The following is a 22,692-nucleotide window of genomic DNA, read 5'->3' as shown; positions in this document are numbered from 1 at the left end:
GCAGCCCGCTCCCCGCGGCGGCACGCCGGTGCCGCCGCACCCGAGGGACCGGGCCGTCACACCCGCGAGGGCGGAGCCCAGCCCGCTGCCAGGTCGCGGTAGAGCCCGGAGCGCTCCAGCAGCTCGGTATGGGTCCCGCAGCAGGTACGTGCGCCGTCCAGCACCAGCACCCGGTCGGCGCGGAGGGCCGAGCTGATCCGGTGCGCGATCACCACCAGCGCCCCGCCGCGCCGGATGAAGGCGCGCTCGGCCACCTCCTCGGCGGCGGGGTCCAGATGGCTGCCCGCTTCGTCCAGGACGACCAGCGGGGCCGGCGACAGATAGGAGCGGGCCAGTGCGATCTGCTGCCGCTCGCCCGACGAGAGCGCCGCCGGATCCACCGGACCGTCGATCCCGCCCAACCGCCGCACGAGCGCGTCCGCCCCCACCGCCTCGGCGGCGCCGAGCAGCGCCGGTCCCGGCACGGCAGCGCCGTCCGGCAACAGGCAGCACAGGTTCTCCCGCACGCTGCCGGTGAAGACGTACGACTCCTGCGGGATGAGCACCCGCTGCTCCACCGCAGGAGGCGGTCGGCGGGCCGGTCGTGCAGCCCCCTCCGGCAGCGGTGGCAGGACCGGGCTGCCGTGCAGCCTGATCTCGCCGCTCGACGGGCGCAGCAGTCCGGCCACCAGCAGGGCCAGTGTGGACTTGCCCGCCCCGCTGGGGCCGACCACCGCCAGCCGCCCGCCCGCGGGGACCGTCAGATCGAGCCCCGCGAGCACCGGCTCGGCCGCCGGGCCGTAGGCAAAGGTGACCCCCCGCAGCTCCAGCGCGGGAGCCACGCCGTCCGCGCCGCCGGGCGCAGCCGCCGCACGGGCCCCGGGCACGCCCGGCGCCGGCGTGCCGGGGACCGGGGTGCGCGGCGCGTCGGAGTCCACCTCCGGGGCTCCCTCGCGCAGGCGGCCGATCACCACCGCGAAGCGGGCACCGGCGCCGCCCAGGCCGTGCACCAGGCTCTGCAGCGCGGGCAGCAGCGCCTGGGTGAGGTAGGTGAGCGCCCCGGCCAGCGCCCCGGCGCTCACGCCCTGCCGCAGCAGCCACGGGGTGAGAACCAGCAGCAGCACCACGGGCAGCCGTCCGCCCAGCCCCAGCGCCAGCGCCCGGGCCATCCCCCAGTACGCGAGCGCGTCGGCAGCCCGCCGCTCCACCGTCACCTTCTCCACCGCGGACTGCCGCATCCGCTCCTGGGCCCCGCACGCGGTCACGTCCCGCAGCGCGCGCACCGTCGTGCCCGTCTCCCGCGCCAGCTCCTCGTCCGCCACCAGGAAGTCCCGCTGCCGGCGGGCCAGCGGCCGCAGCGTCCCGGCGAACACCGCGAGCCCGGCCACCAGCGGCGGTACGACGATCAGCAGCAGCACCGGCGCCAGCGCCAGGAGCCCGGAGACCGCGCCGATCAAGGTGAACAGGAACGAGCGCGAGACCATCACCAGCCCCGCGAAGCTGTCCCGGGCGATCTCCACCTGATGTGTCAGCCGGGAGACGACACCGGTGCCCGCGGCGTCGTCCGCGGCCCGCCCAGGGGTCCCGGTGGCGGCCACGGCCTCGTACAGTCCGCGGCCCACCACGCGGCGCACCAGTTCGTCCCGCAGCGGTTCGGCGAGCGCCGCGACCTGCCGGTAGACCCGTGCCGTGCCCCAGGCCCCCGCGAGCAGCCCGGCGGCGGCGACGCCCAGCCAGCCCAGGCCCACGGCCGGGCGGTCCGCCAGGAAGCCGTCGTCCAGGGCCCGTGCGAGGGCGAATCCCAGCGCGAAGGTGTGTGCCGCCTCCAGCACCGACCAGCCCGCCAGCCCCAGCAGTACTCGTGGCCGCCGCAGCAGGAAGCGCGCCCCGGCCCGCCCGAGCCCGCGCGGCGCCCGGTGTCGGCCGCCCGCCCGCCGGTGCGGCGCCTGCCGGTCCGCCACTCCGGTGCCGACCGCCTCCGCCGAGGCCCCGGGGCGTGCCGCCGCGGGGTCAGTCATCGCCGCTCCCACTGCCGAAGAGGGACCGGTAGCCGGGCTGTTCCCACAGCTGCCGGTGCGGAGCCAGCGCACGGATCCGGCCACCGTCCAGCCAGGCGGTCAGGTCCGCGCGGGCGGCGGTCGAGGCGCGGTGCGCGACGACCAGCCGGGTGCGTGCCCCGCCAGGGCCGCCCGCGTCCGCCAGCGCCTGGGTGACCTTCCACTCGGTCACCGTGTCCAGACTGGAGGTGGCGTCGTCCAGCACGAGCACCCGGCCGTCCTGGGCGAGTGCACGGGCCAGGCCCAGCCGCTGGATCTCGCCGCCGGAGAGCGGGGCCTGCGCGCAGGGCGTGGCATAGCCGTGCGGCAGGGTCCGCACGAAACCGTCGGCGCAGGCCCCGCGGGCCGCCGCGCGGACCCGGGCCTCGCGCCCCTCGTGTCCGGCGGGGATCCCGGCTCCGAGCGCGTCGCCGACCGTGGAGCCGAAGAGCACCGGGCGCTCGAAGGCGAAGCCGACGGCCCGCCGCAGGGCCGCCCGATCAAGTTCGGCCAGGTCGGTACCGTCCAGCAGCACCTGCCCGGCCTCCGGTTCGGCGAGCCGTCCGGCCACCGCTGCCAGCAGCGACTTGCCCGCTCCCGACCGGCCGACCACGGCGACCGTGGCGCCGCCGGGCACCACCAGGTCGACGCCGTCCAGCACCGGTTCACCCGCGTAGGAGGCGCGCACACCGCGCAGTTCCAGTCGCCCCGGTCCGCCGCCCGCGGTGTGCTCCGGGGCCGCCCGGTTCCCTGCCGCCATGGTGGGCACCTCCAGAACCTCCGCCAGCCGCCGTGCCGCGGTACGGCCGCGCACCAGCGCGTTGAGCTGCCCGACGAGGGTGCCGACGCCTGCCGCCAGCACCGCGTACCGTGCGGCGGCCACCAGACCGCCCACGCTCAGCTCCCCCCGGCCCAGCAGCAGTCCGCCGACCGCGACCACCGCCACCTGGAGCAGTGGCACCAGCACGGCGGCCTGTGCGGTCGCCCGACCCTGGACGTGCCACATCCGGTGGCCGTGCGCGGACAGTTGGGCCAGCGGTTCCAGTACCCGGGCCTGTTCACGTTCGCGCAGGCCGCCGGCCGCGATGGTGCGGGCTCCGGTCAGTGCCTCCACGAGCCGCCCGGCGAGCCGTGCCTGGGTCTCCTGGTAGCGGGTCACGCAGTCGGTCGAAGTACGGGAGAACGCGCGCAGCAGCAGCACCAGCAGCGGGGTACCGGCGAGGAAGACCGCGGCGAGCCGCAGGTCGAGCACCGCGAGTGCCACGAGCGCGCCCACCGGGGTGACCAGCGCGGCCAGCGCTGAGGCGACGCTGCCGGGTGCCGTGCCCGCGTGCGCGGCGTTTCCGGTGCAGCGGGTGACCAGGTCCCCGTGGCTGAAGCGGCCCGCACGGTGCGGTCCCACTGCCAGCAGATGGCCGGTCAGCCGCGTGCGCAGCCGGGCCGTGGTGCGGGAGTTCAACGTTCCGGTCAGCACGGTGTCGGCCGCGTCCAACGCCACCGAGACGGCTGTCAGCGCCGCGCAGCAGGCCAGCCAGCGGCTTGCTGCGGCGCCGTCGGCCCCCTCGCCGGCCAGCAGCAGATCGAGGGTGCGGCCGAGGGCCGCGGGCAGTGCCAGCGCGGCGAGCGCAGCCCCGGTCGCCGTGGCGAACAGCGCGAGGGTGCGCCACAGGTGCGGCCGTCCCGCGGCGAGCAGCAACCGGTCGGCGGGAGCGCGGCGGGCCGGTCCGGCCGCCGGCCCGGAGACAGGGGAGTGCCCCCGGGCGGGGGCAGAACCCCGCCCGGGAGCACTGGGTGCGTGAGTCACCCGGTCACAGGCACAGGAGCGCGCTGTGGGAGCTGAGCTTGTCGCACAGGAGGAGGCTGGCGCTGCTGTCGTCGCCGCCGCCGGTGTGCTCCTCGGGCTCCATGGTCTGCAGGTCCAGAAGGGCCATGATGTTTCCTTCCCTATCGGGGTGTTGGGTTGTGTGTTACAGGGACGGTTGTGCTTCGGTACGGCCCCCGCCCCGGAGGCCGGTCTGTGGGCCGCCGGGCGCCGGCGCGCTGTCGCGCGCGGCCGGCCCGGGCGGCGGTGTGGCGCTGCGGTGCGCCGGTGGTGCCAGGAACGGCAGGCTCGGCGGGGTCCCGCCGGCCTCGGTGCCGACGGCGGCACCAGTGGCGAGCAGGCAGCCCGCGGTGCCGGTCGCCAGGTCCATCGACAGCCGCATCATCTGGTCGCCGGGGAAGGCGAGGCCCCCCTGGTACGTCATCCCGTACCAGCCGAGCCCGGTGAGCTGTGCCATCCGGTCGGCTTCGGTGACACCGGGCGCGGTGCTCCGGCTGAGGTGCAGCAGCATCCCGGCGCGGCCCTGGAAGAGCCCGGGCTGCGCGTAGTAGCGCATCCGTGCCGCGGGCAGGATGCCCTCCCGCGCGGTCGCGAAGCCCTCGTGGTCCGGCCGGTGGCCCAGGAAGTCGTCGAGCACCATGCCGATGCCCACGCTGCCCGCACCCAGGTACGGCATCACCCGGCTGCCCTCGTCGACCTGCCAGGTTCCCGCGCTGTCCCGGACGCAGTGCGCCAGGTCGCGTGCGAGCGCGCGGTCCGCCAGGTCGAGCAGCGCGGGGTCGCCGTGCCTCTCGTACAGCCGCAGGAACAGCAGCGCGGATCCGGTGGCACCGTGCAGCAGCCCGGCCCGGTTGACTCCACGGGTGCCGTCGTCGGGTTCGTCCAGCCGCCGGGCCAGCAGGTGGGCGGCTTCGACGGCGGCCGAGTGCAGCCGCCGCTCACCGGTGTCGTCCGCGAGCTGCTCCAGCGCGAGACCGAGACCGGCGAGGCCGCCGTGCAGTGAGCTGCCCAGCCGCTGCCACTTCTCGTCCAGCACCCGCTCGGTCAGCTCCAGCGCCCGCTTGGTGTGGCCGAAGCGGGCCAGTACGCACGCGACTCCGGGCAGCCCGTCGTAGAGCCCCAGTGGGGTGCCGCGCGGCGGGGGGTCGGTGTGCCGCAGCAGCCACTCCTCGCCCTCCGGGAAGCGGGCCGCTCCCGTCTCCGCGAGCGCGTGCAGCACTCCGGCGGCGCCGTGCGCCAGACCGAGCCCTCCGCCGTCGTTGAACTGCGCCACGTCGCCGGGGAAGAGCCGGTCGTCGCGCTCGGGAGTTGCCGAGGCGAGGATCGCCCGCACCATCGCGTCGCGGGCCGCCGGCCAGTCGTCGGGTGCGGGAGCCGCGGGGACCCGGGTGCTGAGGGGCGCGGGGGCGGTGGTGCCGGCGGCCTCGCCTTCGATGGTGGCGACGGCCTCGGCCAGGAACTCCCGCGGGATGCCGGGGAACTGCTCGGCGGCGATCTCGGCCAGGTGCGCCGCCTTGCCGCGGTCGACCGCCAGCAGTGTCGTCATCGGGACGAACAGCGCGAGCCGCAGACACGCCAGTGCGTAGCGGTCGATCTCGTAGCGGGTGCGGTCTGCCGGGGCGATGAATCCGGGGTGGGCCACGATCTGGCGCGGGTCGTCCTCGGCGGGTGCTGCCGCCTCGAAGTCCAGCAGCGCGACGGACTGCTCGTCGGGCGCCACCATGATGTTGAACATGTGCAGGTCGTTGAAGACGATCCCCCGCTCGTGCACCGCCGCGACGGCGTCCTCCACCAGCCGGTGCATGCGCAGCGCCCACTCGGTGTGCCGGGTGAGCGCTTCCGGGTCGGGGTCGGAGCTCAGCAGCGGATGGCGTCTGGCGAAGAAGGAGTTGAGGGTCTGCCCCGCGAGCTCCTCCATCACCAGGAACCGGTGCCCGTCCAGCTCGAACCAGTCCCGGACGGCCGGGACCACCGGCAGCCCGGCGAGCCGGTCGAGTGCCGCCTTCTCGCGCTCCAGCCGCGCCACCGCGTCGGCGCCGTCGGCGGCGAGTCCGGCGTGCGGCCGGGCCTCCTTGAGCACGACCCGGCTCCCGTCCCGGGCATCGACGCCGCCGTACACGCCACCGCCGTTGGAGAAGTGCAGCGCCCGCTCGATCCGGTAGGGCAGGTCCCGGAAGGTGGCCGCGTCGCGCGCCGCCAGCTCCGGCCGGAGGAAGTCGGGCAGCGTCACCCCGTCGGGCACCCGGAACGCGGGGTCCTTGCGGTCCGGGACGAGCCGGCCCTGCGCGTCCTCCACCGCCGGTACGAGCCTGCCCTGGCCGTCGACGCAGAAGCGCGGGGCGAAGCCGCCGTACCGCACGTACAGCGGTCCGGTGCGCCAGCGCAGATCCGTCAGGATGTACGGCCCCGGCCGGCCCTCCAGGCTCTCGCCCAGCTCGCGCAGAATGCTCTCGAGCTGCGTCTCGTCGGCCGGGTATATCGTGGCGAATTTACCGCTCGTGCCGCGTCCGGCGTATTTGGCGTTGCGCAGGTACAGAAGGGTGCGGTGCGGTACGAATTTGAAAGGGATTCCGCGAGGTATGCAGTAGTCCCAGATCGCGGTGCCGATCTCGTCCGCGTTGTCGAGAGTCGCCGAGGCGTGAATCTTCCAGCCCTGCAGCGGGAATTCTCCCGCCACCGGGCGCAGCTCCTGCCAGTCGCCGGACCGGGTCTGACGCCAGTCGGCGGGGACGGGCCGGCATGCTACCGGAAATGCGCCCGGATCAGCGGAACGGTCGGCGGCCGACTCGTCGGACCGCCTTCCTGCGTCGTCCGTTGCGGCGCCTGAAGCGGAGTCCGACAAGCGGTCGGGTGTTTCGTAGAAATACGGGTCCGCGAGACAGAAGATCTCGTACCGCTTGTCCATCGTTCCCCTCCCCTCGGAAGCACGGATCAAGCGTGCAGCATGTGTGAGGGGAATGTGTAGTCAGTTCTGTCACGAACGTGATGTGAGGAACGCACGGGTAGCTCATGGGGCATCAGAACATGCCCGGAGAAAGCGTCAGATTCGCACGTCGAGCCCCAGGTCGCCGCTCTCCGGCGCGGCGAAGTGCCGCGCCACCTCCTCCGCGGAGACCTCGTCGAGCGCGGCGGGCGACCAGCGCGGGGTGCGGTCCTTGTCGATGATCTGCGCCCGCACGCCCTCGGCGAAGTCGGGCGAGGAGAGCGCGGCGACGGAGGTGCGGTACTCCTGATCCAGGGCCGCTTCCAGCGAGGAGAGGTCGCGTGCCCGGCGCAGCGCGGCCAGGGTCACTTTGAGGGAGGTCGGGGACTTCGACTCGACGGCCGCGGCCGCCTCCTTGGCCGCTGTTCCGCCGTGGTCCCGCAGCCGGGCCAGGATCTCCGGAACGCTGTCGGAGCGGTAGCAGGTGTCGATCCAGGCCCGGTGCCCGGCCAGTTCGGACTCGGGCGGAGCGGCCGCGTACTGCGCCACCGCGTCCGCGGGCGGAGTGTGGGCCAGCGCGGCGGCGAAGTCCGCGAGCCGGTCCGCGGGGACGAAGTGGTCCGCCAGTCCGCACAGCAGGGCGTCCGCCGCACCCATCGCCCCCGCGGTCAGTGCCAGGTGCGTCCCCAACTCGCCCGGTGCCCGCGAGAGCAGCCAGGTGCCGCCCACGTCGGGGACGAAGCCGATGCCCGTCTCCGGCATGGCGACCCGCGACCGCTCGGTGACGACACGGACGCTGCCGTGCGCGGAGACTCCGACGCCGCCGCCCATGACGACGCCGTCCATGAGTGCCACGTACGGCTTGGGGTAGCGGGCGATCCGGGCGTTGAGGCGGTATTCCGCCGCCCAGAAACGTGCGGAGTCCGCGCCGCCGCCCTGTCGTACGTCCTCGTGGATCCCGCGGATGTCGCCCCCCGCGCACAGCCCTCGCTCGCCCGCGCCGCTGACGACGACGGCGGCGACCTCGTCGTCCCGCTCCCAGACGTCCAGTGCCTCGGCGAGCCGGTCGACCATCTCCCGGTCGAGCGCGTTGAGCGCGCGGGGGCGGTTGAGGACGAGACGGCCGACGCGGCCGTCCGTTCGGACCAGCACGGGCGGTTCGGTCGGGGCCACGGCGGCGCTCCTCTGTCACGGGGTGGCCCTCCCGGGCAGGAGGGCGTCCCGCCACGGTACGGGTGCGCCGGTGTTCGCTATCTCACAGGTGGGCGTACCGCGCCGCCGGAACGGGCAGACATGTGTCACACGACAACAGTTGTCTCCGGAGGCACGATGAATCTCGCCGTGGCGCCGCCCCGGGCCGTGGGACCGCTTGTCCACACGCCCTGGGGCGGCAGGGCGCGCGCCCGGCTCCGCCTAGGCCGGATCCGGGGCGCTACCGCGCCGGCTCCTGGGCCGAACCAGCTCGGATGGAGCCACGGGTGACCAGCGAGGGGACCGTCTACACCTCCGATTCTCCGCTTTCTGACGAGAGGCCCGGCGGCCCCGGGGAAGAGCCCCGGGCTGCCGGTCGCGAACCCCTGGCACCCGGTGCGGAGTCCGAGGCCGTCGACCGGGCGGAGGAGGCATGTCCGCCTGCTGAGCTCCACCGGCTCCGGGAGGAGGTGGCCCAACTCCGGCAGGCCCTGGACAGCCGCCCCGTGATCGACCAGGCACGTGGGGTGATCATGGCTTCGGGGTGCTGCGGCCCCGAGACGGCGTGGCAGGTGCTGGTCGACACCTCGCAGCGGACCAACACCAAGCTCCGGGAGGTCGCCCGCCTGCTGACCCGGGCGACCCACCAGGAGCCGCTGCCGGAATGGCTGCGCAGCGCGGTGTCGGCCTCCTGCGCCCGCGCCGCCCGCGCGGCCCGGCAGAACGGAACCGGTCGCTGAAGCGTTCGCGGACGATCCGCCACCGAGGAGCGGTCGGCTCCCGGGCCGGAACGGACCGCGCGCAGCAGTACGCGGCGATACGGGCCGCTCCCGCCACCCGCGGCCCGGCAGCGGTGTCTCACCCCCGGCGGACCCGTTCCGCCCCGTGGGCTTCAGCGGCCGGGTCCTCGTCCGCGCCGGGGGCCAGGGACCAGGCGCTCGCCAGCAGTTCCCCGACGAGGTCGTCCCCCTCCAGGCGCCGTTCCACCCGTCGCAGGTCGGTGACCCGGGCGCCGGTGCTGACCTCGCGAGGGGCCAACAACGAGCAGCAGTCCTCGTCGGGCAGCACCGAGACCTCGGCGGTGCCCAGGGCCCGCGCCTCGTCGATGATCTCCTGCTTCTCCCAGCCCAGCAGGGGGCGCAGCAGCGGCACCTCGGCCGCCTCGTCGACAGCCGCCATGTTGGCCACCGTCTGACTGGCGACTTGGCCCAGGCTGTCCCCCGCCACCAGGGCCTCGGCTCCCAGCCGCCGGGCGAGCGCGCTCGCCGTCCGCACCATCAGCCGTCGTTGGGCCACCACCTGCAGCCGTCCCGCGCCCGCCAGCGCGAGTTGCTTCTGCGCCCTGCCGAGCGGGACGACCCACAGCGCGCGGCCGGGCTGGAAGCGGTTGAGTCCGCGGGCCAGCGCGTACGCCTTGTAGACGGAGGAGGCGTCGGCGTAGGGGGCACCGGTGAAGTGGACGAAGTCGCAGGCCAGGCCGCGGCGCATGGCGCGGTAGGCGGCGACGGGGGAGTCGTACCCGCCGGAGAGCAGGGCCAGCGCCCGGCCGCTGGAGCCGACCGGCAGCCCGCCCTGGCCGGGGATCCGGTTCCTGCACACGAAGCCCGTGCCCCGGTCCACCTCAACCAGCAGTTCGATGTCCGGTGTGGAGAGGTCCACGCGGGCTCCCGTCGCCCGCCGCACCCGCTCACCGAGCGCCGCGGCCAACTCCGAGGAGGTGAGCGGGAAGGACTTGTCCCGGCGCTTGACCCGCACGGCGAAGCTGGGTTCACCGCCGCTCCCGGCGCGCTCCTCCCGCGCACGGCGCAGCGCGTCGACCGCGTGCCGGCCGAGGGCCTCGACCGTGCCGGGGACGCGCACGGCGGGCTGCACGACGCTGAATCCCATCACGCGGCGCACGCGGTCCACGAGCCGGTCCAGCGGTACCTGGCCGCCCACAACGGTCACGCTGCGGCCCTTCTCCAGCCAGACGGGCCCGGGGAGCGTACGGAGCGCGTCGCGCAGGTTGTCGTACAACTGGTCCTCGAACCGGGCGCGGTTGCGGCCGCGGAGAAAGACCTCGCCGTGCTTGAGCAGGACGCACTCGCGCACATGCTCCGGCAGGCCCGGGCGGCCGCGCGGATCGGGGACGGGACGGGGCCCTGAGAGGGTCACGGAACTCTCCTCCTGACACCCAGGCCAGGCGACCGGCGCCGCCCCTCCCCTCGCGCACCGTGCGCGGCCCTCCGTGAAGTCCTCGGGCCCGAGACCACCCCGCGCCCGCTCCCCACTTCGCCCCGGCGGGCCGCAGCCGGGGCCGCCCTGCGGGAAGCGGGGGCCGGAGCTGCGGCGGTGCGGCGCTGCGGCCACCGGCAGGAAGCGGAGCAGCGGACCACGACAGGAGAGGGCCCCGCCGGACGGTGCACGCACCGTCCGGCGGGGCCCGCGGGCCGGATCAGGCCCGGGGCGGCTTGATCCACCCCTTCTTCACCAGCTTGTCGCACAGGGACCTGGCCGCGTGGTCGGTGCCCTTCGTCTGCCGCTTCGCCTCCTTCACGCAGTCGGCGTACGGGTAGGGAGGTCCACCGGCACGCGTCTGCGCGGGGGACACGGCGGTGGCCGGAACCGCCGCGAACAGCACGCTGCTCACCGCGGCGGCCGCCGCCAGGGCGATACCCTTCCGTGGCACGAGTCCTCCTCTCTCACCCCGGAGCCCGATGCTCCGGATGCACTGCCTCAACGAGCGCATCCGTGATCGGCAACGAGCCGCGGCGCCGGTCCCGCCTTCGGCGGAGCCTTCCACCATGACGACCTTTCGGTACGTCGAGGTGGTGATCGCACCGGCGGTACCGGCCCCGGCTGTGCGTCCGAACCCGGCACCGGTCCGGCGGTCGTACGGCTGCTCAAGGCCGTACGACCGGGCCCGCGCCCCGGACGGCAGGACGCCCGCGCCGTCGGCGGCGCAGCGCACGCGCCGCGCGGTACCCACCCCGTCCGGGCGGGCCGGAGCGGCACCGCCTCAGGGCACCACCACGATCTTGCGGCCCTTGCCCTCGGCGAACCGGTCCAGCGCCTCCGGATAGGAGTCCAGCGGCATCCGGTCGGAGATGAACACCTCCGGGTCCAGGATCCCGCCCGCGAACAGCTCGGCGGCCCGCTCGTAGCTGTGCAGGACGGCCATCGAGCCGGTGATGGTGATCTCCTGGTTGTAGATGCGGTACGGCTCGATGGTGGCGCGTGTCGCGTAGTCGGACACGCCGAACTGGAGGAAGGTGCCCGCCTTCGCGACCCGGCCGAGGCCGTCCTGGATGGCGGCCGCGTTGCCCGTCGCGTCCACCACCAGGTCCCAGCCGCCGGGCCGGTCCAGTTCCTCGGCGGTCGCCGCCGCGCCGCTGCACCCCAGACCGCGGGCCGTCGCCAGCCGTTCGGGGTTCAGGTCGAGGACCTCCACGCTGGCAGCGCCGGTCCGTTTGGCCAGCTCCAGCATCATCAGTCCCATCGTCCCCGAACCGTAGATCAGCACATGGGACCCCAGTTGGCTCTTGAGCACGTCGTAGCCGCGCACCGCGCAGGAGAGCGGCTCGATGAGCGCCGCGTCCTGGGTCCGCACATGCTCGGGCAGCCGTACGCAGTTGGCCACCGGCGCCACCGCGTACTCGGCGGCGCCGCCCGCCGTGGACACGCCGATCGCCGCCCACCGGTCGCACAGGTTGTTGTGGCCGCGGCGACAGTAGCGGCACTCGTGGCAGTACAGAGAGGGGTCGACGGCCACCTGGTCCCCCTCGGCCAGCTCGTCCACCTCGCTGCCCAGCGCCACCACCTCCCCGGCGAACTCGTGACCGGGCACCAGGGGCAGCGAGGGGGCGAACTCGCCCTGCTTGATGTGCAGGTCCGTGCCGCACAGCCCGCACGCCGCGACCTTCACCACCACCTCGCGGGGACCGGGGGTCGGGTCGGGAACCTCCGTCAGGGACACCTTGCCCACCGACTCGACGAGTGCGGCCTTCATTTGACAGCTCCTAGCGACAGGCCCTGGACCAGCTTGTCCTGGGCGGCGAACCCCGCGGCGAGCACCGGCAGGGAGATCACGAGAGACGCGGCGCACACCTTGGCCAGGAACAGGCCCTGGCTGGTGATGAAACCGGTCAGGAAGACGGGCGCGGTCTGCGCCACGACCCCCGTCAGGACCCGCGCGAACAGCATCTCGTTCCAGGAGAAGATGAAGCAGATGAGCGCGGTGGCGGCGATCCCGGGCGCGGCGACGGGCGCGACCACCCGGGAGAGGACGGTCGGCAGCCGCGCCCCGTCGATCTGCGCCGCCTCGATCAGCGCGGGCGGCACCTCGGCGAGGAAGGACTGCATCATCCACACCGCGATCGGCAGGTTCATCGAGGTGTAGAGGATGACCAGCAGCCAGATGTTGTCGAGGAACGACGTGTTCTTCGCGAACAGATAGATCGGCAGCAGCCCGGCGACGATCGGCAGCATCTTCGTCGACAGGAAGAAGAACAGCACGTCGCGCCACTTGCGCACCGGCCGGATGGACAGCGCGTACGCGGCGGGCAGCGCCAGCACCAGCACCAGCAGGGTGGAGAAGACCGAGGCCATCAGCGAGTTGGCGAGCGCGGGCCAGGGGCCGGCCCCGCCGCCCGCGTCGAAGAAGGCGCGGTAGCCGTCGAGGGTCAGCGGGGCGGCCGGCGACGGCGGGTTGGTGGCGGCGTCCGACTCCGAGTGCAGCGAGGTCAGCACCATCCAGGCGATCGGCAGCACGAAGAGCAGCCCGCACACCCAGGCCAGCAGAGCCAGCGCGGTGTTCTTGCGGCGGACGCTTCTGGGCGCGACGGAGGTGGCCTTCGGCCCGGTGGTGGACGACGCCGCCTCGGGTGCGTCTGCGGTCAGGGCGCTCATGCGCGGACCTCCTCGCGGAAGAGGGACGAGACCACCCGCAGCGCGAGGGTGGCGATGATCAGGGAGCCGATGACGACGAGCACACCGGCGGCCGAGGCGAGGCCGTACTCATGGCCCTGGTAGAAGGTCTGGTAGATGGTGTACGGCAGGTTGGCGGTGCCGAGCCCGCCGGAGGTGATGGTGAAGACGGCGTCGAAGTTCTGCACGATGTAGATCGACCCCAGCAGCGCCCCCAGCTCCAGATACCGGCGCAGGTGCGGCAGCGTCAGATAGCGGAAGATCTGCCAGGCCCCGGCCCCGTCGATCCGGGCGGCCTCGATCGAGTCGGCGGGCCGGCTCTGCAGCCCGGCGAGCAGGATCAGCATCATGAACGGCGTCCACTGCCAGATCAGCGCCACCTCCACGGCACCGAGCGGCATCTCGGCCACCCACTCCGGTTGCGGAGCGTCGTCCCCGAACAGCCAGCTCAGCACGCCGTTGAAGAGCCCGTACTCGGGGTTGTACAGCACGTGCTTCCACAGCAGCGCCGCGGCCACCGGCACCAGCAGGAACGGGGCGATCAGCAGTGTGCGCACCACGCCGCGCCCGCGGAAGCTGCGGTCGAGCAGCAGCGCCAGCAGCAGCCCGAGCACCAGGCTGACCAGTACGACGACCGCGGTCAGCACCGCGGTGGTCACCACGGAATCGCGCAGCTCGGGATCGCTGAGCACTTCCTGGTAGTTCGCGAAGCCGCCGAAGGACCGGGCCTCGGGGTAGAGCGCGTTCCAGTCGAAGAACGAGACCACCAGGGTGGCCGCGAACGGCAACTGGGTGACGATGATCAGGAAGACCAGGGCGGGCAGCAGCGGCGCGCGGGTGACCCAGCCGCGCAGCCGGTTGGGCGGCCCCTTCGGCGCGGCGGCCGGGGTGGCCGGCCGACGCTTCTCGTCCTGCGCGCCCGGGGCAGTGGTGGTCGGAGTGCTCATCGCCCTCGCCCCTCGTAGTCGTCGGAGACCTCCTGTGCCAGCTTCTGGGCCTTGCGCAGTGCCTCGTCCACCGACTGGCGGCCCGCGATGGCGGCGCTGATCTCGTGCGAGACCTTCGTCCCGAGGTCGGCGAACTCGGGGATGTCGACGAACTGGATGCCGATCGTGGGCCGCTTCTGCACGCCCGGGTCGCGGGGCCTGGCCTTGGTGATGGCCTCCCGGGTGACCTCGTGGAAGGCGCCGGCCGCCTTCTTGTACTCCGGCAGCTCGTAGGTGGAGGCCCGCTTGCCCGCCGGGACGTTGGCCCAGCCGAACTTCTCACCGACCAACTTCTCGTACTCCTTGCCGGAGGCCCAGGAGATGAACTTCCACGCCTTGTCCGGGTTCCGGCTCGCCTTCTGGATCCCCCAGGCCCAGCTGTAGAGCCAGCCCGAGCTGCGGGTCTTCACCACCGGCGCCGGGACGTAGCCGATCTTGCCCTTCACCTTGGACTTCGCGCCCTCCAGGGATCCGGCCCCGGCAGTGGCGTCGTACCACATGGCGGTCTTGCCCTGGGTCATGTTGTTCAGGCACTCCGCGTACCCGGACTGGGAGGCCCCGGACTCGCCGTGCTTGCGCACCAGGTCCACGTAGAACTCGGTCGCCTTCCGGAAGGCGGGGTCCTCCAGCCGCGCCTTCCAGTCCTTGTCGAACCAGGTCCCGCCGAAGGTGTTCACCACCGTCGTCAGCGGTGCGATGAGTTCGCCCCAGCCTGGCAGCCCGCGCAGACAGATGCCCTTCATGCCGTGCTCGGCGCCGTCGACCTGCGCGGCGAGCTTCGCCACCTGCGGCCAGGTGGGGTGCTCGGGCATCTTCAGGCCCTCACGTGCGAAGACGTCCTTGCGGTACATCAGGAAGGACGACTCGCCGTAGAACGGCTCGGCGTAGACCTGGCCGTCCTCGCCGCTGAGCGATTCGCGCACCGGAGGGAGGATGTCCTGCTGGTCGAAGCGCTCGTCCTGGCGGGTGTAGGGGGTCAGGGAGCGCAGCCAGTCGTTCTTGGCGAAGATCGGCGTCTCGTAGTTGCTGAGCGTCGCCACGTCGTACTGCCCGGCCTGGTTGGCGAAGTCCTGGCTGATCTTGTCCCGCACGTCGTTCTCCGGGAGCACCGAGAACTTGACCTTGATGCCGGTCTCCTCGGTGAAGTGCTCCGCGGTGAGCTTCTCCAGCTCCAGCATCTGCGGGTTGTTCACCATCAGCACGTTGATCGTGTCGCCGCCGGAGCCGAGGCTGCCCGCGCCGGCGCAGGCGGAGAGTGCGAGCAGCGCACTCGCCGTGGCGGCGGCGGTGGCTGCCCGGACCGCTCTGGCCCGATGTGGTCGGCTGCGTATCCGGCCCTGCGGCCTGCTCTGACAGCGCATATGAACTCCTGGCGAATCGTAATATTCCGGTGGAACGCGGGCGTGCGGTACAGCCGCCCGTACAGAAACTGGGGAGCGGGCCGGATCAGACCCTGATGACCTGCGGCCCGCGCAACGCGTAGCGGTGTGCTTCCGGGGCGGGCAGGTTCACCGAGGTGACCAGCGCCTCGAAGTCGGCGACCTCCGCGAAGCGGCAGAAGCTCACCGCGCCGAACTTGGTGTGCAGCCCGGCGAAGACCCGCCGCCGTGCGGCCCGCATGGCCTGCGCCTTGACCTCGCTGACCGCCGGGTCGGGGGTGGTCAGGCCGTGCTCGCGGGAGATCCCGTTGGCCCCCACGAAGGCCAGATCGATGACGAACCCGGCGAGCATCTTCGTCGTCCAGTGCTCGACGGTGGCCAGGGTGCCGCCCCGTACCCGCCCGCCGAGCAGCAGCACGGTGAATTCCTCCTCCGCCGCCAGCACCCGCGCCACCGGCAGCGAGGCCGTCACCACGGTCAGCCGCCGGTCCCGGGGCAGCGCCTCGGCGATCAGCTGCGGGGTGAACCCCTCGTCGACGAAGACGGTCTCCGCGTCCCCGAGCAGCTCGACGGCGGCCGAGGCGATCCGCCGCTTCTCGGGCACGTGCATGGTGGTGCGGTACGCCAGGGTCGTCTCGAACCCGGCGCTCTCCACCGGATAGGCCCCGCCGTGGGTCCGCCGCAGCAGCCCGTGCTCCTCCAGTACCCGCAGGTCGCGGCGGACCGTCTCCTTGGCGACGCCCAGTTCCTCCGCCAGCGCGGCCACCTCGACGGAGCCCAGCCGCCGCGCCGCGCCGACGATCTGCCGCTGCCGCTCCGCCGCGCTCATGGCCCTGTCGCCCCTCTCCGTTCGGTCACGGACATGCCCGTTCCTGCCCGTGTGGAGAGTTGTACCGGGCCCGGTCCGGTACGACCAGCCTCCCGGCGGCGAAGATCGTGCCCGTTTCCGCCCGTCGGTACCGTCCGTGAAAACGCCGCTGAGCAGGAACAACGCATCCGCGGCCCAGAGGGTTTCGACCGTTGGAGGTGAACGCTCGCCCGTTCGGTGCCCGTTCCGCTCCACGGGTCGTAGGGCCCGGCGTCGTGCGACCGGTGCGGCGCGGGCGCGGCTAGCGTTCCGGGAGACTCCGCCGCACGCATCCCGGTACGGGGAAGGACACCACGTGGACGACTCGCCGCGACTGCCAGCGGAACTTCCCGAACCCGAGGACGACGGTGCCGCCGACCACCTGAGCGGAACGCGGCTGCCGCATCTCGAACTTCCACACATCGAAGGCCGGCTGGTCGCCCTGGACCGGCTGGGCACCGGGCGCACCGTGCTCTACGCCTTTCCACGCGCCGCACGCCCCCGCGCGCTGCCCCGCGGTTGGGATTCCGTTCCCGGTGCGGCGGGTTGCCTCCAGGAAGCCTGCGGATTCCGGGACCGGCACGCGGAGCTGCTGACCGCCGGGGCCTCCCGTGTGTTCGGCCTCTCCGGTCAGGACAGCCCGTGCCAGCGTGAGCTCGCCGAGCGGCTGCGGCTGCCGTTCGGGCTGCTCTCCGACCCGGTGCTGACCCTCGCGGGAGCCCTGCGGATGCCCGTTCTCGAAGTGGGCGGGCGGCTGTTCTACCGGCGCCTCACCCTGATCGTGCGCGCCGGTGCGATCGAGCACGTCTTCCACCCCGTCTTCCCTCCGGACCGGCACGCCGCGCAGGTTCTGGACTGGCTGCGGGCCAACCCCGCCTAGGTACCGCCCATCGGGGACGCCGGGTACCTCTGGACGGGTGAAAGATCGGCAAAGCAGAACGGATCGTCGGCCCGGACGGCATCTGACGGAGTTTGCTACGGCCCTGACGGGCTTTCCTCTGACCCCAACAGAGAGCTTCCGGGCTCGACGGTAAGGACTTGATTCAGATGCGTAAGACCAAGATCGCCACCTTCGGCGTCCTCACGGCTGCCGCGGTCGCCGTTCCGGCCGCGCCTGCCTTCGCGCAGGAGGGGCAGTCATCCGACACGCACACGCACACGGAGGCCGCACAGCGTCAGGACCCCACGACCACCACCTACCAGGTGCGGCCCGGCGACACGCTCTCCGAGGTGGCCCGGAGCCACGGCACCAGATGGCAGGAACTCGCGGAGCGGAACGCGCTTCCCGACCCCGATCGGATCTACCCCGGGCAGCGGCTGACCATCGGGGAGGCCGTACCCGGGCCCGCCCCGGCGACTCCGGGCAGCGCGACCGGGCCCGGCGCCGGGCAGGAGTCGGCGCCACAGGGCCAGCAACCCGCTCCCGAGCAGCAGGAATCCGCCCCTGAGCAGCAGGCACCGCGGAGCAACGCCCCCACAGGGCCGAGCGCCTCGACAGCGGAGAGCGCGGCCAAGGCGGAGATCATCCGCCGGGAGTCCAGCGGCAACCCGAACGCGCAGAACGGCAAGTACCACGGCCTGTTCCAGACCGACCAGCCCTGGGGCAAGGGCACGGTCGCCGAACAGCACGCCGGCGCCGAGCGCTACGTCAAGGAGCGGTACGGCTCCTGGCAGGCGGCACTCGCCTTCCACGACGCGCACGGCTGGTACTGACCCGCCCGGGACGCCGCCCATCCGGTCCGCCGTCCCCGGTCCGCGCGCCGTCACGGCGGACCGGGGGCGGGCTCCCCGCTCAGCGGGAGCCCGTACCGGAGCTGTGCAAGCGTTCGACCGGCGGCCACCGGGGTCGCCGATCCGGACGAGATCGGGGGAGATGAGCTGATGACTGCCGTGCAGACCACCGCTTGGCGCGGTATCCGGACAGTTCCCCTCTCCCCGGTTCCCGTTCCGGCCTGAGCCCGGGGCGCCTGCCGGCCGTAAGCCGGGCGCCCTGTGAGCAAGCCGGCAGTACCGGGACCCCTCGTACCGAAGGTGTTCCCGTTGTCCCAGCCTTCCGCAGGCCCCTTCACCACCCGCCCCGAGCGGTCCGGCTCCGCGGCGGACGCCGCCGCGATCCGCCGGATCCTCCTCGCGGCCTTCCCGACGTCCGAGGAGGCCGCTCTCGTCGAGGCGCTGCGCGCCGATCCGGCCGCGTGGCTCGACGGGCTCTCCCTGCTCGCCGAGACACCCGACGGCACCCCCGTCGGGCAGGCCCTGCTCACCCGCTGCCACGTGGACGGACATCCCGCGCTCACGCTGGCCCCGTGCGCGGTGCTGCCCCCGTATCAGCGCACCGGCGCCGGTACGGCAGCGATCCGGGCCGCGCTGCAGGCGGCCCGGCGCCGCGGTGAGAATCCGGTGCTCGTCCTCGGGCATCCGGAGTACTACCCGCGGTTCGGGTTCCGTCCGGCCTCCCGCCTCGGGATCCGTGCCTCCGTCGACGTACCGGACGAGGCCCTGATGGCCCTCCTCCTGGACGCGGAGGCGGGTCCGGTGCCCTCCGGGGTCATCCGCTACCCCGCCGCCTTCGGTATCTGACCCCGTCGGCACCCGTGGTGGCACGCCCGGCGCCGCCACACCTGCGGCGACTCCGCCGCCGGGTCCGCCGGGAACATCCCGCCGGAGCCCGCGGCGGGCCGTCGCGGCCCGCACACCCAGGTCAGTCCTCGGCCCAGCCGTGGCTCTTCCCGAACTGCACCAGGCGCCGGCGGATGTCGAGGATCTGCGCGCCGGTCAGGTCCGGCGCCGTCTCCAGCAGCAGTTCCGTCACCGCCCTGGTGTACTCGGCGACACCGAGCACATCGCACATGGGGTCCTCCCCGTCCTCACCGCGGGAGGCCGCCGGGCCGTGCGGGATCCGGCCCCCGGCAGGCGAAGCGGCCTCCGGTCCGGGCGCGTCCGAGCGGTCCAGAAGCCGGACGGAGGAGGCTTTGAGGCCCCGGTCCCCGTCCTCGATCTCGAACTCCACCGCGACGCCGGTGTGCACATACGATTCCGGCATCATCAGGTCATTCGCGTGCAGAAAGACGTCCTCGCCTCCGTGGTCCGGGGCGATGAACCCGTACCCCCGCGCACCGTCGAAACGGACGACTCGGCCGACAACTGTATTCACCATTCACCCCAACCGCACTCCCCGGGCCCCGTGCCCGGACATCTGCCCCGGATCCTAGCGAGCGGGGAGCACGAGCGTGACACGGACGACCGGCTACGACCGGCAACAGGGCGCACATGCGCCACGCTCGCCCCTACCGTCGAATGACGCCCCGTCAACTTCGTTGCCTGTCAGGGCATGAGGGCCGAGCGGCCGCGGTTCATGGTTTACCGGCGCGGCGTCCGGGAAGCCGGGCAGGTGCCGGGTCCCTCCTCCGCGGCCCGCCCCTCGGTACGGCTCCCGGGCGCTGCCCGTCGGGGGCCGGGGAGAAGGCGCACATGTTCATCCTCCTGCTCGTCGCCGGTACGGCCGCGATCCTGGCCGTCGCCTTCGTCGTCGCGGTCCGCCTCCGGCGGCGGGCGGCGGCCGTGGAGGCGCAGCTGCTGGAACGCCGCTTCGGCCCGGAGTACACGCGTGTCCTCGCCCGGCGGCACGGCGACACCAGGACCACGCGGCGCGAGCTGGCCGGCCGGCTCGACCGGTACGGCTCCCTCGCGGTGCTCCCGCTCGCCTCCGGCGCCCGGGAGCGCTACCTCGCACAGTGGAGAGCCGTCCAGGAGGACTTCGTCGACTCCCCGGCCCGGGCGCTCGGTGCGGCCGAGACGCTGCTGGAGTCCTTGGCCGAAGAGCGGGGCTACCCCGCCGGACTGCCGTTCGAGGAACGTCTCGCCGCGCTCTCGGTGCACCACGCCCGGCGGGTCCAGGGATACCGGCGACTCCGGGACGCGCGGCGAGCCGGTGGCGGGTCGGGCCCGGACGCGGCGGAGACCGAGGATCTCCGCGCCGCACTGCTGGAGGGGCGCGCCCTCTTCGACTCGCTCCTCAACGCCCGCGCCGGCGGCGCCGGAGCCGAGCGAGGCCGCCCCTCCCGCCCCGGCCTGTCCCGCGGGCTCGCCGCCGCGCACCGGCAGCAGCCGCCCGCCACGGGGCCGGGCGCGCACTGACGCCGCGGCTGCGCCGGGAGCTCCTTGGCAGGTCAGTCCAGGAGCGCGGCCGCCAAGGCCCGGGCCTGCCGCAGCCAGTCGGCGCGGCGTGCCGGGTCGGCGTCGGTGACCGTGCGGAAGACGGTGCGCCGCACGTCCGTGATGCCCGTGTACGGCAGGACGCAGGCCCTCCAGATGCTGCCCAGCGGGTCGTTGAACTCGCACTCCTCCCGCTCCGCCGGGGTGTCCGAGGTGTTGAGGACCAGGGCGCGGTCCGCGGACAGCAGCCCCGCCGGCTCGCCTTCCGCCGCGGCCAGCTTGTAGGCGACACCGGGTACCAGAACCCGCTGCACCCAGCCGGTCAGCACCGCGGGAGGCATGCCCCACCAGTTGGGGTGGACGAAGACCAGCGCGTCGGCCTCGGCGACCTGCGCGCGATGCCGTTCGAGCGTCGGATCGGCGTTGCCGTCCGCGTCCGCCGCCGCTCCGAGCGCGTGCACGGTCCCGGTCTCCGGCGCGGTCAGGAGCGGGTCGAAACCTTCGGCGTACAGGTCGTGGGCCCGGACTCGGCAGCCGTGCTTCCGCAGTTCGTCCACGACGGCGTCGAACACGGCGTGGTTGAAGCTGCCGGGACGCGGATGCGCCAGATAGGCGGCTATGCGCATGGGGTCTCTTCTCTCCGGTCTTCTCCGGCGGGCCGATGGCGGCCGTGTGGCAATCGGTGGAACGGGTCGGCCGGGCGAGCCCGGGCGCGGGCCCTCCGGGCCCCGAGGGGTCATTGTGGCGCAGCACCGCAGCACCGCAGCACCGCAGCACCGCAGCACCGCAGCACCGCAGCACCGCAGCACCGGCACTGCCCGCCACGTGATGCGGGGCGCGCGTGCCGGGCATGACATGGCGGCTGACCGGGCATACGGGGTGCTCAGGGAGAGGCCTGCCGACGACGGGCGCCGCAGTGGACCGGTGGAAGGTGGCCGGCCGTGCAGCGGAGCAGCACCGGTCCGGCGTGCGAAGCGTCCGGCTCCGGCCCCGCCTCGGCGTCCGCATCGGGCACCGGGGTGGGGCCGGGGGCCGATCCCGGTCTGGCCGTCCCGCCGTGAGGGAGTGGTACTGATATGGGCGGGGATCCCTCGCTGCCCGGCGGCTGCGCCCAGCAGGCCGGACAGCGCGCGGGCGAAATCATAGAGCTGCTCGAAGTGCTCTGGGAACAAGGCAGGAACGCGACCGCCCGCACACCGGTGTCCCCTTCTCAGTTGCGCGTCATGTACTGCGTCGACCGCGACGAGGGAATGAACCTGCGGACGCTGGGGGAGGCGCTGGGTTCCGCGCCGTCGTCGGTCAGCAGGCTCTGCGACCGGCTGGAGGCGATCGGCTTCGTCGCGCGCTCACCGAGCCCCACCAGCGGACGCGAGCTGGAGCTGCGGCTGACCCCGCAGGGCAGGGCGCATCTGCAGGATCTGCGCGAGCGGCGCGAGGAGGCCCTGCTCGGCATCCTGGCCGCCATGCCGCCCGCGGACCGCGAAGCGCTGCTCGCGGGCCTCCGAGGATTTGCCGACGCCGCGGCGAACGGTTCTCCCGACTGTTCGCACCCGGTTACACCAGCCACACCTTGATCAAGGCCGGGTTGCAGAGGTGTCACACGGGCTACCCCGCACAGCTCTCACTCCATAGGGTGGCGGCACCGACCCTGGAGGGGGAATTAGTGTCGTACACAGGACCGCCCAATCAGCCGTACCAGCCAGGCCCGCCGCCTGCGAACGATTCCAACACGCTGAGCATCGTCGGGATCGTCCTCGGTGCCGTGGCCTTCATATTCTGCCCGCCCGGCTTCGGAATAGCGGGCATGGTCTGCGGCTTCGTCGCCAAGTCCAAACAGGAGCGACTCGCACCGGTCGCGATCGGGGTGTCCGTCGCCGGGCTCGTCATCGGCATGGTGCTCGGCTTCGTCGTGTTCCGCGGGATGTACGGCGGCTGACCGACGGACGCGGGCGCACATCGCATGGTTTGGGACCGCGTCGTGCGGTCACCCGCAGCGGCATGGCTGACCCGGTGAAGAACTCCAAGGGACGCAGCGCGGAGAGCGCAGTCGAGACCGTGACGGCGAACGGGGCCGGACCCGGCGCCCATGGCGCCGCCACGGGCGAGGGTGCGCACTCCGCGGGAGAGAACCCCAGGACGAAGAGCGAGGCCGCCAAGGACACGCTGGTGTCCGCGGGGGCCAAGGCGGGCGCGGCTGCCGCCGCCGGTGCGACTGCCGTCAAGGAGCGCAGGAACCTCACCGTCGGCACGGCAGGCGGTCTCCTCGCTCTGCTGGCGGGTGCGTTCGCGCTGGGGCGGAGGACCGCCCGCAGCAGCGCAGGCCCCGTGACGCGATGGACCCGCGGCCGTATCTGAACGGCCGGGGCGGCGACCGGAGCGGTGCGCAGGGCGCCGTGGGGGGGGGGGGGGGGGGGGGGGGGGGGGGGCGCGGGCGGCGACCAGCGCTGCAGCGGGAACGCCAACGCGGTGGGG

At 73.4% G+C, this 22,692-nt stretch carries 22 protein-coding genes; 8 read left to right on the top strand and 14 right to left on the bottom strand.

Annotated elements, in window-relative coordinates; translation table 11 throughout:
* Window positions 1-56: 56 nt before the first annotated feature.
* The 5 genes from ACFYNS_RS05265 to ACFYNS_RS05245 form a co-directional block, all read right to left on the bottom strand.
* Complete coding sequence (locus ACFYNS_RS05265; protein ID WP_388600925.1) at window positions 57-1,997, bottom strand: ATP-binding cassette domain-containing protein; 1,941 nt, start codon at window positions 1,995-1,997, stop codon at window positions 57-59.
* Window positions 1,990-3,819 (bottom strand): ABC transporter ATP-binding protein, encoded by a 1,830-nt coding sequence (locus ACFYNS_RS05260; protein ID WP_388600922.1) that lies wholly within the window; start codon window positions 3,817-3,819, stop codon window positions 1,990-1,992. The genes ACFYNS_RS05265 and ACFYNS_RS05260 overlap by 8 nt, the downstream gene beginning before the upstream one ends.
* Before the next feature lie 4 nt (window positions 3,820-3,823).
* Window positions 3,824-3,946 carry a SapB/AmfS family lanthipeptide gene (locus tag ACFYNS_RS05255; RefSeq protein ID WP_360297309.1) on the bottom strand — a complete coding sequence of 41 codons (123 nt, stop codon included), beginning with the start codon at window positions 3,944-3,946 and terminating at the stop codon, window positions 3,824-3,826.
* Window positions 3,947-3,982: 36 nt separating this feature from the next.
* A complete protein-coding gene (lanKC, locus tag ACFYNS_RS05250; RefSeq protein WP_388600920.1) occupies window positions 3,983-6,742 on the bottom strand; it encodes a class III lanthionine synthetase LanKC in 2,760 nt (919 codons plus the stop codon).
* Window positions 6,743-6,877: 135 nt separating this feature from the next.
* Complete coding sequence (locus ACFYNS_RS05245) at window positions 6,878-7,933, bottom strand: enoyl-CoA hydratase/isomerase family protein (RefSeq protein ID WP_360297314.1); 1,056 nt, start codon at window positions 7,931-7,933, stop codon at window positions 6,878-6,880.
* Between the two features lie 305 nt (window positions 7,934-8,238).
* Here ACFYNS_RS05245 and ACFYNS_RS05240 point away from each other — a divergent pair, with 305 nt between their 5' ends.
* Window positions 8,239-8,691 carry an ANTAR domain-containing protein gene (locus ACFYNS_RS05240; RefSeq protein ID WP_360297317.1) on the top strand — a complete coding sequence of 151 codons (453 nt, stop codon included), beginning with the start codon at window positions 8,239-8,241 and terminating at the stop codon, window positions 8,689-8,691.
* Between the two features lie 118 nt (window positions 8,692-8,809).
* On the opposite strand, the gene thiI is transcribed toward ACFYNS_RS05240, so the two are convergent.
* The 7 genes from thiI to ACFYNS_RS05205 all read right to left on the bottom strand — a co-directional run bounded on the left by thiI (window position 8,810) and on the right by ACFYNS_RS05205 (window position 16,050).
* Window positions 8,810-10,105, bottom strand: coding sequence for a tRNA uracil 4-sulfurtransferase ThiI (thiI, locus tag ACFYNS_RS05235; RefSeq protein WP_388600917.1), 1,296 nt, complete (start codon window positions 10,103-10,105; stop codon window positions 8,810-8,812).
* Window positions 10,106-10,385: 280 nt separating this feature from the next.
* On the bottom strand, window positions 10,386-10,619 hold the full coding sequence (locus ACFYNS_RS05230; RefSeq protein ID WP_019359191.1) for a hypothetical protein: 234 nt from the start codon (window positions 10,617-10,619) through the stop codon (window positions 10,386-10,388).
* A gap of 330 nt (window positions 10,620-10,949) precedes the next feature.
* Window positions 10,950-11,939: a zinc-dependent alcohol dehydrogenase family protein gene (locus tag ACFYNS_RS05225; RefSeq protein ID WP_019359190.1), complete on the bottom strand. Its 990-nt coding sequence runs from the start codon at window positions 11,937-11,939 to the stop codon at window positions 10,950-10,952.
* A complete protein-coding gene (locus tag ACFYNS_RS05220) occupies window positions 11,936-12,838 on the bottom strand; it encodes a carbohydrate ABC transporter permease (protein ID WP_360297321.1) in 903 nt (300 codons plus the stop codon). The genes ACFYNS_RS05225 and ACFYNS_RS05220 overlap by 4 nt, the downstream gene beginning before the upstream one ends.
* A complete protein-coding gene (locus ACFYNS_RS05215; RefSeq protein ID WP_360297324.1) occupies window positions 12,835-13,803 on the bottom strand; it encodes a sugar ABC transporter permease in 969 nt (322 codons plus the stop codon). The genes ACFYNS_RS05220 and ACFYNS_RS05215 overlap by 4 nt, the downstream gene beginning before the upstream one ends.
* Window positions 13,800-15,203 carry a sugar ABC transporter substrate-binding protein gene (locus tag ACFYNS_RS05210; RefSeq protein WP_360297327.1) on the bottom strand — a complete coding sequence of 468 codons (1,404 nt, stop codon included), beginning with the start codon at window positions 15,201-15,203 and terminating at the stop codon, window positions 13,800-13,802. The genes ACFYNS_RS05215 and ACFYNS_RS05210 overlap by 4 nt, the downstream gene beginning before the upstream one ends.
* Before the next feature lie 85 nt (window positions 15,204-15,288).
* Complete coding sequence (locus tag ACFYNS_RS05205) at window positions 15,289-16,050, bottom strand: DeoR/GlpR family DNA-binding transcription regulator (RefSeq protein ID WP_360297329.1); 762 nt, start codon at window positions 16,048-16,050, stop codon at window positions 15,289-15,291.
* A 334-nt stretch (window positions 16,051-16,384) separates the two neighbouring features.
* Between ACFYNS_RS05205 and ACFYNS_RS05200 the strand changes: the two genes are divergently transcribed.
* The 3 genes from ACFYNS_RS05200 to ACFYNS_RS05190 all read left to right on the top strand — a co-directional run bounded on the left by ACFYNS_RS05200 (window position 16,385) and on the right by ACFYNS_RS05190 (window position 18,645).
* The gene (locus ACFYNS_RS05200; RefSeq protein ID WP_388600912.1) at window positions 16,385-16,948 is read left to right on the top strand and encodes a peroxiredoxin; all 564 of its coding nucleotides are present in this window, start codon (window positions 16,385-16,387) and stop codon (window positions 16,946-16,948) included.
* Between the two features lie 167 nt (window positions 16,949-17,115).
* Window positions 17,116-17,781 (top strand): LysM peptidoglycan-binding domain-containing protein, encoded by a 666-nt coding sequence (locus ACFYNS_RS05195; protein ID WP_388600910.1) that lies wholly within the window; start codon window positions 17,116-17,118, stop codon window positions 17,779-17,781.
* A 327-nt stretch (window positions 17,782-18,108) separates the two neighbouring features.
* Complete coding sequence (locus ACFYNS_RS05190; protein WP_388600908.1) at window positions 18,109-18,645, top strand: GNAT family N-acetyltransferase; 537 nt, start codon at window positions 18,109-18,111, stop codon at window positions 18,643-18,645.
* 121 nt (window positions 18,646-18,766) lie between these two features.
* On the opposite strand, the gene ACFYNS_RS05185 is transcribed toward ACFYNS_RS05190, so the two are convergent.
* Window positions 18,767-19,222, bottom strand: a complete 456-nt coding sequence (locus ACFYNS_RS05185; RefSeq protein ID WP_360297340.1) for a cold shock domain-containing protein — start codon at window positions 19,220-19,222, stop codon at window positions 18,767-18,769.
* Window positions 19,223-19,536: 314 nt separating this feature from the next.
* Between ACFYNS_RS05185 and ACFYNS_RS05180 the strand changes: the two genes are divergently transcribed.
* Entirely contained in the window at window positions 19,537-20,202 is a 666-nt protein-coding gene (locus ACFYNS_RS05180) for a hypothetical protein (RefSeq protein WP_360297343.1), read from the top strand.
* Window positions 20,203-20,234: 32 nt separating this feature from the next.
* Here the strand turns inward: ACFYNS_RS05180 and ACFYNS_RS05175 are convergent, their stop codons facing one another.
* Window positions 20,235-20,846, bottom strand: a complete 612-nt coding sequence (locus tag ACFYNS_RS05175) for an NAD(P)H-dependent oxidoreductase (protein ID WP_360297346.1) — start codon at window positions 20,844-20,846, stop codon at window positions 20,235-20,237.
* Between the two features lie 450 nt (window positions 20,847-21,296).
* Here ACFYNS_RS05175 and ACFYNS_RS05170 point away from each other — a divergent pair, with 450 nt between their 5' ends.
* The 3 genes from ACFYNS_RS05170 to ACFYNS_RS05160 all read left to right on the top strand — a co-directional run bounded on the left by ACFYNS_RS05170 (window position 21,297) and on the right by ACFYNS_RS05160 (window position 22,575).
* Entirely contained in the window at window positions 21,297-21,794 is a 498-nt protein-coding gene (locus ACFYNS_RS05170) for a MarR family transcriptional regulator (RefSeq protein WP_360297349.1), read from the top strand.
* Window positions 21,795-21,883: 89 nt separating this feature from the next.
* Window positions 21,884-22,156: a hypothetical protein gene (locus ACFYNS_RS05165; RefSeq protein ID WP_360297352.1), complete on the top strand. Its 273-nt coding sequence runs from the start codon at window positions 21,884-21,886 to the stop codon at window positions 22,154-22,156.
* A 62-nt stretch (window positions 22,157-22,218) separates the two neighbouring features.
* Window positions 22,219-22,575: a hypothetical protein gene (locus ACFYNS_RS05160; RefSeq protein ID WP_360297355.1), complete on the top strand. Its 357-nt coding sequence runs from the start codon at window positions 22,219-22,221 to the stop codon at window positions 22,573-22,575.
* Window positions 22,576-22,692 lie beyond the last annotated feature (117 nt).

Origin of the sequence: Streptomyces sp. NPDC006925 (assembly GCF_042869575.1) — a bacterium.
GTDB lineage: Bacteria > Actinomycetota > Actinomycetes > Streptomycetales > Streptomycetaceae > Streptomyces.
The sequence above is the reverse complement of the archived record's forward strand: the minus strand, read 5'-3'. Positions and strand labels throughout refer to the sequence as shown.